At 74.1% G+C, this 13,943-nt stretch carries 12 protein-coding genes; 6 read left to right on the top strand and 6 right to left on the bottom strand.

The annotated features are described in order from the left end of the window. Positions 1-122: 122 nt before the first annotated feature. Positions 123-1,235 carry a WD40/YVTN/BNR-like repeat-containing protein gene (locus CP968_RS06535; protein ID WP_229886087.1) on the bottom strand — a complete coding sequence of 371 codons (1,113 nt, stop codon included), beginning with the start codon at positions 1,233-1,235 and terminating at the stop codon, positions 123-125. A gap of 334 nt (positions 1,236-1,569) precedes the next feature. Between CP968_RS06535 and ssgD the strand changes: the two genes are divergently transcribed. From ssgD to CP968_RS06550, 3 genes are all read left to right on the top strand, one after another. After that, on the top strand, positions 1,570-1,986 hold the full coding sequence (gene ssgD / locus CP968_RS06540) for a spore wall synthesis regulator SsgD (protein ID WP_150517091.1): 417 nt from the start codon (positions 1,570-1,572) through the stop codon (positions 1,984-1,986). 197 nt (positions 1,987-2,183) lie between these two features. Next, positions 2,184-3,824, top strand: coding sequence for an ABC-F family ATP-binding cassette domain-containing protein (locus CP968_RS06545; RefSeq protein WP_150517092.1), 1,641 nt, complete (start codon positions 2,184-2,186; stop codon positions 3,822-3,824). 276 nt (positions 3,825-4,100) lie between these two features. Then, positions 4,101-5,072: an acyl-ACP desaturase gene (locus CP968_RS06550; protein ID WP_150517093.1), complete on the top strand. Its 972-nt coding sequence runs from the start codon at positions 4,101-4,103 to the stop codon at positions 5,070-5,072. Positions 5,073-5,153: 81 nt separating this feature from the next. Here the strand turns inward: CP968_RS06550 and CP968_RS06555 are convergent, their stop codons facing one another. Together CP968_RS06555 and ligD are read right to left on the bottom strand one after the other, a co-directional pair. Next, entirely contained in the window at positions 5,154-5,402 is a 249-nt protein-coding gene (locus tag CP968_RS06555) for a WhiB family transcriptional regulator (protein ID WP_150517094.1), read from the bottom strand. A gap of 106 nt (positions 5,403-5,508) precedes the next feature. Then, positions 5,509-6,567, bottom strand: a complete 1,059-nt coding sequence (gene ligD, locus CP968_RS06560; RefSeq protein ID WP_150517095.1) for a non-homologous end-joining DNA ligase — start codon at positions 6,565-6,567, stop codon at positions 5,509-5,511. Positions 6,568-6,642: 75 nt separating this feature from the next. Between ligD and CP968_RS06565 the strand changes: the two genes are divergently transcribed. Next, positions 6,643-7,722, top strand: a complete 1,080-nt coding sequence (locus tag CP968_RS06565) for an ATP-dependent DNA ligase (RefSeq protein ID WP_150517096.1) — start codon at positions 6,643-6,645, stop codon at positions 7,720-7,722. A gap of 62 nt (positions 7,723-7,784) precedes the next feature. Here CP968_RS06565 and CP968_RS06570 read toward each other — a convergent pair whose 3' ends face one another. Then, on the bottom strand, positions 7,785-8,450 hold the full coding sequence (locus CP968_RS06570; protein WP_150517097.1) for a hypothetical protein: 666 nt from the start codon (positions 8,448-8,450) through the stop codon (positions 7,785-7,787). 441 nt (positions 8,451-8,891) lie between these two features. Between CP968_RS06570 and CP968_RS06580 the strand changes: the two genes are divergently transcribed. Both CP968_RS06580 and CP968_RS06585 read left to right on the top strand, forming a co-directional pair. Then, positions 8,892-9,524, top strand: a complete 633-nt coding sequence (locus tag CP968_RS06580; RefSeq protein WP_150517098.1) for a helix-turn-helix domain-containing protein — start codon at positions 8,892-8,894, stop codon at positions 9,522-9,524. Beyond that, the gene (locus CP968_RS06585) at positions 9,521-10,042 is read left to right on the top strand and encodes a nucleotide triphosphate diphosphatase NUDT15 (protein WP_150517099.1); all 522 of its coding nucleotides are present in this window, start codon (positions 9,521-9,523) and stop codon (positions 10,040-10,042) included. Before CP968_RS06580 ends, CP968_RS06585 begins: the two co-directional genes overlap by 4 nt. 161 nt (positions 10,043-10,203) lie before the next feature. Here the strand turns inward: CP968_RS06585 and CP968_RS06590 are convergent, their stop codons facing one another. Continuing rightward, positions 10,204-12,300, bottom strand: coding sequence for an MDR family MFS transporter (locus CP968_RS06590; RefSeq protein WP_150517100.1), 2,097 nt, complete (start codon positions 12,298-12,300; stop codon positions 10,204-10,206). A gap of 201 nt (positions 12,301-12,501) precedes the next feature. Continuing rightward, positions 12,502-13,857 (bottom strand): 6-phospho-beta-glucosidase, encoded by a 1,356-nt coding sequence (locus tag CP968_RS06595; RefSeq protein WP_150517101.1) that lies wholly within the window; start codon positions 13,855-13,857, stop codon positions 12,502-12,504. Positions 13,858-13,943: the final 86 nt, after the last annotated feature.

Below are 13,943 nucleotides of genomic sequence, written 5' to 3' on the forward strand. Positions count from 1 at the left end.
GGGCCCCGCGGGCGCGTGACGGCCGCACGGCACCGGACGGCCGCTGCGGCCGGACCGCAGCGCACCCCGTCGGCCGCGGCGCTCGGCCCGTGGTCCCGGGTCGAGCGCCGCGGCCCGGCCGGTCAGCGGCGTTCCAGCCGGGCGACCCGGCCCTTCTCCCCCGCCGCCCAGCAGCCGCCGTCCGGCGCGCAGTCGACCGTGTCGTACGAGCCGGTGTCCAGCGCCCGCCAGCTGCGGCCCCCGTCCGTGGTCACGTCCGTACCGGTGGGCCCCACCGCGAACGCCGTGGCCGCGCCGTACGGGTACCAGGCCGCGCCCGACCGGTACGCCGGGGGCGTGGCCGCGGCCTGGCGCCAGGTGCGCCCGCCGTCCGAGGTGACCGCCGCGGCCTGCGGCGAGGGCTGCCCGGCGCGGTAGTCGCCGCCGACCGCGAGTCCCCTCGTGCGGTCCCGGAAGGCGAGGGCGAAGACTCCGCGGGCCGGGTCGCCGGCCGGGAGGGTGGACTGCGCGACCCGCCAGGTCCGGCCGCGGTCGGCGGAGTGCAGGACGCGGGCGCTCGCCCCGCCGCCGGTGGCCAGCCACACGTCCCGCGGGCCGGCGGCGGCCAGGCACTGGCCGCTCGCGGCGAAGCCGGCCTCGCCCGGCAGGGCGGCGGGCATGCCCGCGTCCGGCAGCACCTGCCAGCTGCGCCCGCCGTCGCCGGTGGACAGGATGCGGAACTTCCCGTCCACCGGGTCGCTCATCGCCAGCCCGTTGCGCGCGTCGAAGAAGGTCAGGCAGTCGTAGAAGGCGCGCGGGTCCGGGTTGCGGAAGGCCTCCGCCCAGGTGGCTCCGCCGTCTTCGGTCCGCAGCACCCGGGAGGCCTCGCCCTCCCCGATGGCCAGGGCCACCGCCCGCCGCGCGTCGAAGGCCTCGATGTCGCGCAGCTCCAGCCGCTCCGCGACCGCGCCGGGCGGCGAGACGTTCCGCCAGCTGCGGCCGCCGTCGACCGTGCGCAGCACGGTCCCCCCGGAACCCGCCACCCAGGCGGTGGTCCGGCTCACCGCCGCCAGCCCGCGGAACCGGGAGTCCGTCGCGGTGTCCTTCACCGCCCAGCCGGCACCGTGCGGACCGGACAGGGCGGGCGCGTCCCCGCCGGCGGGCGGCGCGCCCGCCTGGGCCGGGGCCGCGAGGACCCCGAGCACCAGAGCCGCCGTGCACACGCCCACGCCCACGCCCGTTCGCAGAAGTCTCATGGCGCCGGAAGCTAACGCACGCCGGTGGCACCGTCCAGGGCGCGTCCCCGGCTCCGCGGCGGCGGTGCGGGAGGGGCCCGGGTGGGCGTTGAGCCTGCGGGGTGAGCGCTTACCGGCCCTTCTGGCAGCGGCGCCGACTCCGCGGACCCGGGCCCCTCCCGTCGCTCATCTCCGAGCACGCGGTCACTCTGTGCGATCACACGGTGGGTTTCCGGCCAATCGGTGACGCAGGTCACGTCACCCCCCATGCACGGATCCGCCGATTCCCGCGTCTACCGGTTTGCCGGACCCCACCCCACGGCCCGGCAGCAGATCCGCCGCAAGGGAGTGAGCCGTGATCACTGTCATCGAGCAGGCCGTGCAGGCCCGTCTGGTCGCCACCGCGCCGAAGGTCGAGACCGTTCCCGTCACCCTCTGCTACGACCGGTCCGATCCGTTCGCCGTCCGGATGGCCTTCCCCGCGCCGGCCACGCTGGAGGGCGTCGAGGTGTCGTGGACCTTCGCGCGCGAACTGCTGGAGTCCGGGCTGGACCGCCCGTCGGGCCGCGGCGACGTGCGCGTGCGCCCGTACGACGCCGACCGGACGACCGTGGAGTTCCACGCGCCCGAGGGCGTGGCGATCGTCCTGATGGCCACCGCGGAACTGCACCGCTTCCTGGAGCGGGTCTCGGCCGTGGTGCCGCCCGGCCTGGAGCACCTCTACCTCGACATGGACCACAGCCTGGCCGAGCTGATGCGGGGCGGCCGCTGAGCGCCGCGCCGTTAAAGCGTTTGCGGGCGGCCGCGGCTGCCCGTAGTTTCGTGGCTGCCCCATTGCCGCCGAAACGGAGCAGGACATTGCTCGTCTGAGGTTCGAGACACCGACCCGCCGTGGCCCTCGCCGCCACCGTCCGTCCGTCGGCTGTCTCCCCGCGTTGCACGCACCACTCACGCAACCTGGAGGCCTCCATGAGCCATGCCCCTACCTTCGTCACCTGTTCCGCCCTGTCCTTCGACTGGCCCGACGGGACGCCCGTCTTCGACGGGTTCCAGCTCGCCGTCGGCCCCGGCCGGACCGGCCTGATCGGACTCAACGGCTGCGGGAAGTCCACCCTGCTGAAACTGATCGCCGGTGAACTGACGCCTTCCGAAGGCCAGTTGTCCGTGTCCGGCACCATCGGGTACCTGCCGCAGAACGTCACCCTCGACACCGCGCTGCGCGTGGACGAGGCGCTCGGCATCCACACCGCCCGCGCGGCCCTGCACGCCATCGAGGCGGGCGAGGCCACCGAGGCGAACTTCACCGCGGTCGGCGACGACTGGGACGTGGAGGAGCGGGCCGTGGCCGCGCTCGACCAGCTCGGACTGGGCCGGATCGGCCTGGACCGCACGGTGGGCGAGCTGTCGGGCGGGGAGGGCGTCCTGCTGCGGCTGGCCGCACTGCTGCTCGCCCGCCCCGACGTCCTGCTGCTGGACGAGCCGACCAACAACCTGGACCTGCGCGCCCGCGGCCGTCTCCACGCGGCGGTCGAGTCGTGGAACGGGGTGATGGTCCTGGTGAGCCACGACCGGGAGCTGCTGGAGCGGGTCGACCAGATCGCCGACCTGCGGGACGGCGAAGTCCGCTGGTACGGCGGCAACTTCTCGGACTACGAGGAGATGCTGGCCGCCGAGCAGGAGTCGGCCGAGCGGATGGTCCGGGTCGCCGAGGCGGACGTCCAGCGCCAGAAGCGGGACCTGGCCGACGCCCAGGCCAAACTGGCCCGCCGCAAGCGGTACGGGCAGAAGATGTCCGACAACAAGCGCGAGCCGAAGATCGTCATGGGTGCCCGCAAGCGGGCCGCACAGGAGTCGGCCGGCAAGCACCGCATCATGCACGCCGAGAAGCTGGCGGAGGCCAGGGAGCGGCTGGACCAGGCGGTCGAGGCGGTGCGCGACGATGCCGAGATCCGGATCGAGCTGCCCGCGACGCAGGTCCCGCCGGGCCGGCGGGTGCTGACCCTGAGCGACCTGCGGCCGGCCCACGGGGCCTGCGTGCCGGGCGAGTGGGAACTGCGCGGTCCGGAGCGGATCGCGCTCGTGGGCCGCAACGGCTCGGGCAAGACGACGCTGCTGCGCACGATCGCGGGGCTGCTGGAGCCCGGGTCCGGGGAGGCGGTGACCCACGTGCCGACCCGGTTCCTGCCGCAGCGCCTCGACGTGCTGGACGACGACCGCTCGGTGGTGGAGAACGTGGCCCGCTTCGCCCCGCAGGCCACGAACAACCTGATCCGGGCCCGGCTCGCGCACTTCCTCTTCCGCGGGGCCCGCGCGGACCGGCCGGCCGGCACCCTGTCGGGCGGCGAGCGGTTCCGCGCGGCGCTGGCCGCACTGCTGTTGGCCGAGCCGGCTCCCCAGCTGCTGATGCTGGACGAGCCGACGAACAACCTGGACCTGGCCAGTGTGGGCCAGCTGACCGACGCGCTGGAGTCGTACGAGGGCGCGCTCGTGGTGGCCAGCCACGACGTGCCGTTCCTGGAGTCGATCGGCGTCACGCGCTGGCTGCTGCTGGACGGCGAGCTGCGCGCGACGACGGCCGAGGAGGTCCGCGAGACGCTCTGGCTCGGCTAGACGGCCCGGCGGGACGGCCGGCGGCGGGTGCGGATCGGGGCGGCCGTCGACGCGATCGGGCGGCTTCCGACCGTTTCGGGCGGCTCTTGAGGGGATGACTTTGGGCCTCGGATTCCCCCTCCGGAGCCGTTCAAACTGCTCAGATAACGGGAGGTAGCCAGACATATCGATGAGTGGGACTTGGCTCGCCTTGATGCCGCGCTTAACCTACGACTCCGTAGGCTACGGAACCGTAGGTAATTCGCTTTGTCCCCAAGCTGTCCCCCAGGAGTACCCGTGACGATCGCCTCTCCCCACCTCGGCAGCTCGGAGTCGTGGACCGACGCCAAGCTGCTGTTCGCGCTGGAAGAGGTGGTGGAGAAGGAACTCAACCGCCATCTGAAGGTCACCAAGGACTGGATGCCCCACGAGTACGTCCCGTGGAGCGACGGCCGGAACTTCCCGGGCCTCTTCGAGGACGGGGAGGCCTGGGACCCGCAGCAGTCCAAGGTCACCGAGATCGGCAAGATCGCGCTCGTCGTGAACCTGCTGACCGAGGACAACCTGCCCAGCTACCACCACGAGATCGCCTCGCTCTTCGGGCGCGACGGCGCGTGGGGCACCTGGGTGCACCGCTGGACGGCCGAGGAGGGGCGCCACGGCATCGTGATGCGCGACTACCTGCTGGCCTCGCGCGCCGTGGACCCGGACAAGCTCGAAGCGTTCCGCATGCAGCACATGTCGGAGGGGTTCGAGTCCGACAACCGCCACTCGATGCTGCACTCGGTGGCGTACGTGGCCTTCCAGGAGCTCGCGACCCGCATCTCGCACCGCAACACCGGCCACCAGTCCGGTGACCCGGTCTGCGACCGGATGCTGTCCCGCATCGCGCAGGACGAGAACCTGCACATGGTCTTCTACCGCAACCTGCTGGGCGCGGCCTTCGAGATCGCCCCGGACCTCACCATGCAGGCCGTGCGCGACGTCGTCGTCGGCTTCCGGATGCCGGGGCACGGCATGCCCGGCTTCGAGCGGATGGCCGCGCAGATGGCGATCGGCGGGGTCTACAACCTGCGGATCCACCACGACGACGTGCTGAGCCCCGTGATCCGCTTCCTGAAGATCATGAGCATCGACGGCCTGGGCCCCGAGGGCCGGCAGGCGCAGGAGGAGCTCGGCCTGTTCATGGACGGGCTGGACTCCGAAGCCCGCAAGTTCGACGAGCGCCTGGCCGCCCGCGCGGCGCGCATCGCGGCCCGCAAGGCCTGACCCGAATCACCGGCGCCCGCCCTCGCGGGTGCCCCGGCAGCCCCCCGTGGAGCAGCACTCCCCCGGGGGCTGCCGCGCGTCTCAGCGGCGGCCGGCGCGCAGGGCGAGGCGTTCGGACTCGGAGAGACCGCCCCACACCCCGAAGCGTTCGTCGTTGGCCAGGGCGTACTCCAGGCACGCCGCACGCCCCTCGCACGCCCCGCACAGCCGCTTCGCGTCCCGCAGCGACGAACCGGGCTCGGGGAAGAAGAACCCCGGACCGGTCTGGGCGCACAGCGCGAGCTCGTACCAGGCGGTGGTGGTGGTTGCGGCAGTGGTGTTCATCGACATGCCGGACATCCTGACCCGCGCCGATGGACGTCCGATCAACGCCTGATCAACACCGCGTCGCACCCGCCGCCCGCGCCCCGTCCGGGCTCCCGGCCGACGGCGGCGTTCAGGAACCCTGCGGGGGGTCGGGCACGGAGTCGGGCACGGAGTCGTCGTGCCTGGCCCGGCTCGGCTGGACCCGCTTGGGCTCGCCCGGCATCTTCGGATAGTCCGGCGGGTAGGGCATGTCGCCCAGGCCGTGGTGCCGCTCGTGCCGCTCGGCCAGTTCCAGTACGGCGTCCAGGGTGAAGGCGTGGTCGTCCATGTCCGCGTGCACGTCGCCCAGTTCGGCGAAGCGGGCCGGCATCGTCAGGATGTCGAAGTCCCGGGGCTCCGCGTCGTCCACCTCGTCCCAGCGCAGCGGGGCGGAGACGGGGGCGTGCGGGCGGGGGCGGACGGAGTAGGCGGAGGCGATCGTGCGGTCGCGGGCGGTCTGGTTGTAGTCGACGAAGATCCGCTCGCCCCGCTCCTCCTTCCACCAGGCCGTCGTGACCCGGCCCGGCATCCGGTGCTCCAGCTCGCGGCCGAGCGCGATGGCGCACCGCCGGACTTCGGTGAAGGTCCAGCGCGGCGCGATCGGCACGAACACGTGCAGCCCCCGGCCGCCGGAGGTCTTGGGCCAGCCGCGCAGACCCAGTTCCTCCAGCAGGGCCCGCAGCTCGTGGGCCGCCGCCACCGCGTCGTGGTAGTCGGTGCCCGGCTGCGGGTCCAGGTCGATGCGCAGTTCGTCGGGCCGGTCGGTGTCCGCGCGCCGCACCGGCCACGGATGGAAGGTGAGGCATCCCAGGTTGGCGGCCCACAGCACGGCGGCCGGCTCGGTGGGGCAGATCTCGTCGGCCGTGCGGCCGCTGGGGAAGGCGATGTGTGCGGTCGGAATCCAGTCGGGGAGGTTCTTCGGCGCCCGCTTCTGGAAGAAGGACTCGCCCTCCACACCGTCCGGGTACCGCTCCAGCGTCGTCGGCCGGTCGCGCAGGGCGCGCGTGATGCCGTCCGCGACCGCGAGGTAGTACGCGGCCACGTCACGCTTGGTGAGGCCGCGCTCCGGAAAGTACACCTTGTCCGGGCTGGACAGCCGCACCGTGCGGCCGCCCGCCTCCAGCTCGATCGCGTTCCCGGCAGCACCCATGTGCGCCACGGTAGGCGCGCCCGGCCGGGTGCGCACACCGGGCGGCTCCCGGGGTGCCCCCGCACAATCGGAGACATGGATCTGCCGGTGATGCCGCCCGTGAAGCCGATGCTCGCCAAATCCGTGGCCTCGATCCCGCCCGGGATGCAGTACGAGGCCAAGTGGGACGGCTTCCGGGCCGTCGTCCACCGCGACGGTCCCGAGATCGAGCTCGGCAGCCGCACCGGCAAGAGCCTGACCAGGTACTTTCCCGAGCTGGTGGCGGCCCTGAAGCAGAACCTGCCGGACCGCTGCGTCGTGGACGGCGAGATCGTGATCGTCCACGACGGCCGTCTCGACTTCGACCGGCTGACCGAGCGCATCCACCCCGCCGCCTCACGCGTCACCATGCTGTCGGAGACGACACCGGCCAGCTTCGTCGCCTTCGACCTGCTCGCGCTGGGCGACGAGGCGCTCCTCGACACCCCGCTCGCCACGCGCCGCACCGCCCTGTCCCAGGCGCTGTCCACCTCTCGTCCCCCCGTTCACCTCGCGCCCGCGACCACCGACCCCGCGCTCGCACGGGAGTGGTTCGAGCGGTTCGAAGGCGCCGGACTCGACGGGGTCGTCGCGAAACCCCTCGATCTCCCCTACCGGCCCGACGCCCGGCTCATGTTCAAGATCAAGCACGAACGTACCGCCGACGCCGTCGTCGCGGGTTTCCGTTTCCACAAGAGCGGTCCGATTGTCGGATCGCTGCTCCTCGGCCTCTACGACGACGCCGGCGCCCTCCAGCACGTGGGGGTGTGCGCGGCCTTCCCGATGAAGCGGCGCGCCGAGCTGGTCGAGGAGCTCGAACCGCTGCGCATGCCCGACCCGGCCGCCCATCCGTGGGCCGCCTGGGCCGAGGAGTCGGCGCACGAGAGTGCCCGGCTGCCCGGCGCCACGAGCCGCTGGACCGGCAAGAAGGACCTGTCCTGGGTGCCGTTGCGGCCCGAGCGGGTGATCGAGGTGAAGTACGACCACATGGAGGGGGACCGCTTCCGGCACACCGCGCAGTTCCGGCGCTGGCGGCCCGACCGCACCCCGGAGAGCTGCACCTACGCCCAACTGGAGGAGGTCGTCCGCTACGACCTCGCCGAGGTCCTGGGCCCGCCCCCGCCGCCCCCCGAGTGACCCCCGCACCCGCGCCGCGCGCTCCCGCCCACCCCGGCCCGCCCCCACCGCCCCGCCCCGGATCAGCCGTCGGTGAGCTTCTCCCACTCCGCCCGGTCCGGTCCCACCGCGTTCGGCGCGTAGTCCGGCCGCTCCGCCAGCCGGCGCGCCACCCGCTCCCGGACCGCCGGGTCGGCGTGGGCCCGGTCCGGCGGATCGGCCAGGTGCCGCACCCTGGCCCGCGCCCGCATCACCTCGGGGTCCTCCAGGGCGCGGTCGAAGAGGGCGGCCACCTCCCGCGCCGTCCCCGTCCGCCCGGCCCGCGTCGCGAACCGCTCGCCGATGGCGGTGTCGGCGGTCACCTGGTAGGCGAACCCCGGCTTGAGGGTGCGCACCGCCCAGTCGTGGTGCGCGACGGCGAACCGCACCGATCCGGGGTCCCGGTGCGCCGTACGGGCCACCCTGCGCGCCGCCCACAGCACGAGGGAGCTGCCCTGCCCGAAGGTCGGGTTGGTGTGCGTGATCGCGTCCCCGACCGGCACCAGCCCGGTGACGACCGGGCCGCGCCCGTCGACGAGCGCGCTCCACCGGTTGTCCAGTCCGGCGACGGCCAGCACCTCCGACGACGGCTCCGCGCCCAGCTCCAGCCAGGCCGCACCCGGCGGGAAGGCGCGCGCGGCCGCCTCGAAGACGGCTGGGTCGCGCAGCGCCGCGCGCGAGGGGTCGCCGGTGTGCACGAACAGGGTCACGGCGAACACCCGGTTGTCCGCCGGGAAGAACCGCGCACCCGGCGAACGGCCCGCCGGTCACCGCCCAGGGCCGGCGCGGGCCCTCGTCCATGCCCTCCGGCAGCCGGTACCAGCGGCAGATGTACGCGAGCCCCGTGCGGTACCGCTCCACGACGGGCGGGCGGCAGCCGGCCGCCGTCAGCCAGCGCTCGGTGCCCGCGCCGGCCGGCCGCGTCCACCACCAGGTCACCCTCGTAGGCCCCTCCCTCGGTGGTCACACCCGTCACCCGAACCCCGGGATCCGCCCCCGCCCCCGCGGCAGCGTTCCCCACCCCCACCCCCGCCCCCGTGCCCGGCCCGGCCCGGCCCGGCCTGTGTGATCAGCCCCGTGACCGGCCCGCCGTACCCCTTGGCCACCCCGCCCGCTTGACACATCCTCTTGCCGAAGCGGCAAATGGACCCATGGCCACCGAAGAGCAGGACGAGGAACTCGCGGGCGTGCTGACCGGCGTCGGACCGCGGCTGCGGGCCCTGCGGCACCAGCGCGGCACCACCCTGGCGCAGCTCAGCGAGACCACCGGGATCTCCCTGTCCACCCTCTCCCGGCTGGAGTCCGGCCGGCGCCGGCCCACCCTGGAGCTGCTGCTCCCGCTGGCCCGCGCCCACCGCGTACCGCTCGACGAGCTGGTCGGCGCCCCGGAGACCGGCGATCCCCGGGTGCGGCCGCGTCCGTTCGTCCGGCACGGGACCACGTACGTACCGCTGACCCGCAACCTCGGCGGGCTCCACGCCTTCAAGCAGATCCTGCCGGCCGTCGACGGCCCGCCGCCCGTCCCCGAGATGGGCGTGCACGAGGGCTACGAGTGGCTGTACGTCCTCTCCGGCCGGCTCCGCCTGCTGCTCGGCGCACACGACCTGGTCCTCGGCCCGGGCGAGGCGGCCGAGTTCGACACGCGCACCCCGCACGCCTTCGTCAACGCCGGTCCGCAGCCGGCCGAGTTCCTGAGCCTCTTCGGCCCGCAGGGCGAGCGGATCCACGTCCGTGCCAGACCCACCGCCGCCACCCCCACCGCCTCCTCGGAAGGACGCCCATGAGCACCACCCCCGCCCCGGACCCCGACCGCTCCCCCGTGTCCCGTCCGCGCGCCGTCCCGCAGCCCAATGCCGTCGTCGGCGTGGGCCTGGTCGTGGTCGACGCGGAGGGCCTGGTGCTGCTGGGGCAGGCCCACGACGGACACTGGGAGCTGCCGGGCGGCAAGGTCGATCCCGGCGAGGGGTTCGAGCAGGCCGCGGCCCGCGAACTCGCCGAGGAGACCGACCTGCGCGCCGACCCCGCCGACGTCCGGGTCCTCGCCGTGCAGATCGGCACCGACCCGGGCCTGACCCGGCTGACGGCCGCCGCCGTGACCACGGCCGCGCGGGGCGTCCCGCTCGTCACCGAGCCCGACAAGATCACCCGCTGGCAGTGGTTCGCCCCGGACCTGATCCCGCGGGCCCTCTACGCTCCGTCGGCGGCCGTCCTGCGCGTCTGGCGCCCGGAGCTCACCGCCCTGCCGGACGTGCCCTCCCACGACTACGCCACGACCCGCCCGGCCGCGCCCCCGACCGGGTGACCCGAGAGGCCGGGCCCGGGGGCACGCCCCCGGCCCGCACCGGCCCGCACCGGCCCGCACGCCCCTCATGCCCCGTCCGATCCGGCGCGATCCGGCCCGCGCCGCCGACGCGCCCACCACGGCCGCGAAGACCGCCGCCCCCACCACGACCGCTACGACCGCTACGACCGCGCCGCCACCCGCGGGGCGAAGTTGCCCTCGCCCAGGTCCTCCGCGAGCAGCCGCTTGGCGATCGCGTCCGCCGCGGCCCGCAGCTCCGCGCTCCGCGGCCGGCCCCGGTCCTTCTCCAGCCGGTCACCCAGCCAGGCCGCCCAGGCCGCCGAGATCACGTCGGCCTCGCGCTGCCCGGCCGGGGTCAGCGTGAAGAAACTGCCCTGGCGGCTCAGGAAGCCCTCCTCCGTCATCCGGTCGAAGACCGGGAGCAGCACCTCCGGCGGCAGCGAGCGCCGTCCGGCGATCAGTCCGAGGCTGGCGTAGCCGACGGTCCGGGTCATGAGGTCGACCTGCATCACGGTCCACGCCCCGGCCATGTCCAGCCGGGTGTCGGAGTCCTCGACGATGCCGCGCGCCGTGTCCGGGCCCATGCCGCGTACGAGCTTGCCGACCGCCAGCTCCAGCAGCTTGGCCGAGTCGCCGGAGGCGGTGGCCGGGGAGCCGAAGCCGTCGCCCATGTCGGTGGACCCGGCGCGGGCGCTGTCGCGCAGGTGCACCTGCTTGAGGAAGAGCGCCACGACGAAGCCGAACCCCGCCACCGGCACGGTCCACAGGAACACCGTCTGCAAGGCGTGCGCGTAGGCGTCGATGATCGGGGCCGCGGCCGCCGGGTCCAGCCCGTGCACGCCCTTCGGGCTCTGCGCGGCGGCGGCCAGCGCCACCGGGTCCGCGCCGGTGGCCCGCGCCGCCCGCAGGACGCCCTTCTTCAGCTCGGGTTCCAGGCTGTTGGCGTAGATGGTGCCGAAGACCGCGGTGCCGAAGGAGCTGCCGAGCGTACGGAAGAAGGTGACGCCGGAGGTGGCGGTGCCGAGGTCGGCGTAGTCGACGGTGTTCTGCACGGCGATGGTGAGCACCTGCATGGACAGGCCGATGCCGACGCCGAGGACGAACATGTAGAGGGATTCCAGCCAGGCGCCGGTGTGCGGCCCCATCAGGGACAGCAGGTAGAGGCCGACGCCCATGACCAGGCTTCCTACGATGGGGAAGATCCGGTACTGCCCGGTCCTGCTCACCACGGTGCCGCTGAAGACCGAGGCGATCAGCAGGCCGATGACGAGCGGCAGCGTCCGCACGCCGGACACGGTGGCCGAGTCCCCGTCCACGTACTGGAGGTAGGTGGGCAGGAAGGTCATCGCGCCGAGCATGGCGAAGCCGACGACGAAGCTGAGCACCGAGCAGACCGTGAAGACGGGGTTGCGGAACAGCCGCATGGGCAGCATCGGTTCCTTGGCCCTGGTCTCCACGAGGCAGAAGAGGGCGAGGGCCACGAGGCCGCCGACGAACAGGCCGATGATCGTCGGGGAGCCCCAGGCGTACTCGTTGCCGCCCCAGCTGGTGGCCAGGATCAGGGCGCTGGCGCCGACGGCCACCAGCGCGATGCCCAGGTAGTCGATCACCGGGCGGCCGGCGACGCGGACGGAGGGGATCGTCCTGGCCGCGGCGATCACGACCAGGACCGCGATCGGGACGTTCACGTAGAAGGCCCAGCGCCAGCTGAGGTGGTCGGTGAACAGACCGCCCAGCAGTGGGCCGATCACCGTCGCGACGCCGAACACGGCGCCGATGGCGCCCTGGTACTTGCCGCGTTCGCGCAGCGGGACCACATCGGCGATCAGGGCCATGGAGGTGACCATCAGACCGCCCGCGCCGATGCCCTGCACGCCCCGCCAGAGGATGAGCAGGGTCATGTTCCCGGCGAGGCCGCACAGGAAGGAGCCGGTGATGAAGACGATCGCGGAGAGCTGGAAGATCACCTTCCGGCCGAAGAGGTCACCGAACTTGCCCACCAGCACCGTCGCGACGGTCTCCGCGAGCAGGTAGGACGTCACCACCCACGACATGTGGGCGGCGCCGCCCAGGTCCGCCACGATCGTGGGCAGCGCGGTGCCCACGATCGTCTGGTCGAGGGCGGCCAGCAGCACGCCGAGCATGATGGTGCCGAAGATGACGTTGCGCCGCCGCCGGTCGAGGAGGGGTGGCGCCGCGGCTACGACGGAGGCAGTGGTCACACCCCGCACTCTCACAGCACCGGCCCCGTGCCGCATGCGGCACGGGGCCGTACGGGGGACACGACCGCACGGGCGACACGGCCGTACGGGCGACACGGCCGTACGGGCGACACGGCCGTACGGGCGAAGCGGCGCGCGACCGCAGCGGGACCCGGACCACCCCCGGCCCACCCCCGGCCCCGGGCCGCCCGGCCAGAGGACGCCGACCCCCGGGCCCCGCCCCCGCGACCGCCGCCGTCAGCGCAGGTACGCCAGGCCCGGGTGGACAGCCGCGTACCCGTCCAGGAGGCGCCGGGCCACGCCGACCGAGTCCACCAGCGGATGCAGGGCGAAGGCCTTCACCGCGGTGGCCCGCGACCCGCTCGCCGCGGCCCCCAGCACCTCCCGCTCGACCGCCTTGACCGAGGTCACCAGGCCGACCGCGTGCAGGGGCAGCGGGGCGACGCCCACCGGGTGGGCTCCGTTCGCGTCGACCAGGCAGGGCACCTCGATGACGGCCTCGGCGTCCAGCACGGAGAGGGTGGAGCCGTTGCGGACGTTGAGGATCAGCGTGGCCCGTTCGTCGCGGGCGATGGCCCGCATGAGGGCGAGGGCGACCTTCTCGTAGCCGCCGGACTCCAGGTCGCTGTCGTCGCGCTCCCCGACCCCCGCCACCTCCCGGTTCTCGGCCATGTACGTGGCCTCCCGCTCGGCCCGGGTCCGGTCCCAGGCGGCGAGCGCCGCCCCGGCCGGCTGCCCGGGCCGGCCGGCCTGCGCGTAGAAGCCGCGCTGCTGGTCGCGCAGGAACGCCCCGCGGGTCCGCGCGGCCTCCCGGTACGCCCGGACGGTGTCCCGGTTGAAGTAGTAGTAGTGCAGGTACTCGTTGGGGACCGCACCGAGCGAGCGCAGCCACTGCGCGCCGAAGAGCCGGCCCTCCTCGAAGGACTCCAGCGCACCGTCGTCGGCCAGCAGCCGGGGCAGCTCGTCGCGGCCGCCGACGTGCAGCCCGCGCACCCAGCCGAGGTGGTTGAGGCCCACGTAGTCGATCCACGCGTCCTGGGGCCTGGCTCCCACCAGCCGGGCGATGCGCCGGCCGAGGCCCACGGGCGAGTCGCAGATGCCGATCACGCGCCCGCCGAGCTCCTCGGCCATGGCCTCGGTGACGATCCCGGCCGGGTTGGTGAAGTTGATGACCCACGCCTCGGGGGCCGTACGCGCGATGCGCCGGGCGATCTCCCGCGCCACCGGCACGGTGCGCAGGCCGTACGCGATCCCGCCCGCGCCCACCGTCTCCTGGCCCAGCACTCCCTCGGCCAGGGCGACGCGCTCGTCGGCGGCGCGGCCCTCCAGCCCGCCGACGCGGATGGCCGAGAAGACGAAGTCGGCGCCGCGCAGGGCCTCGTCGAGGTCGGTGGTGGCCGTGACGGCCGGGGCGTCCGGCACACCGGCCGCCGCGGCCTGGTCGGCGAGGACCCGGGCCATGGCGCCGAGCCGGGCGGCGTCCTCGTCGTAGAGCACCACCCGGGTGACCCGGCCTTCGGCGTGGTCGCCGAGCAGGGCGCCGTAGACGAGCGGTACCCGGAACCCGCCTCCTCCGAGGATCGTCAGCCGCACGTCCCAACCGCCCTTCGCCCGTGGTCCACCGCGTCGGTGCCACGATCCGTGACACTCCCGCGGCACGCGCCGCGGGGAGACCCAGT

Origin of the sequence: Streptomyces subrutilus, from assembly GCF_008704535.1 — a bacterium.
Classification (GTDB): domain Bacteria; phylum Actinomycetota; class Actinomycetes; order Streptomycetales; family Streptomycetaceae; genus Streptomyces; species Streptomyces subrutilus.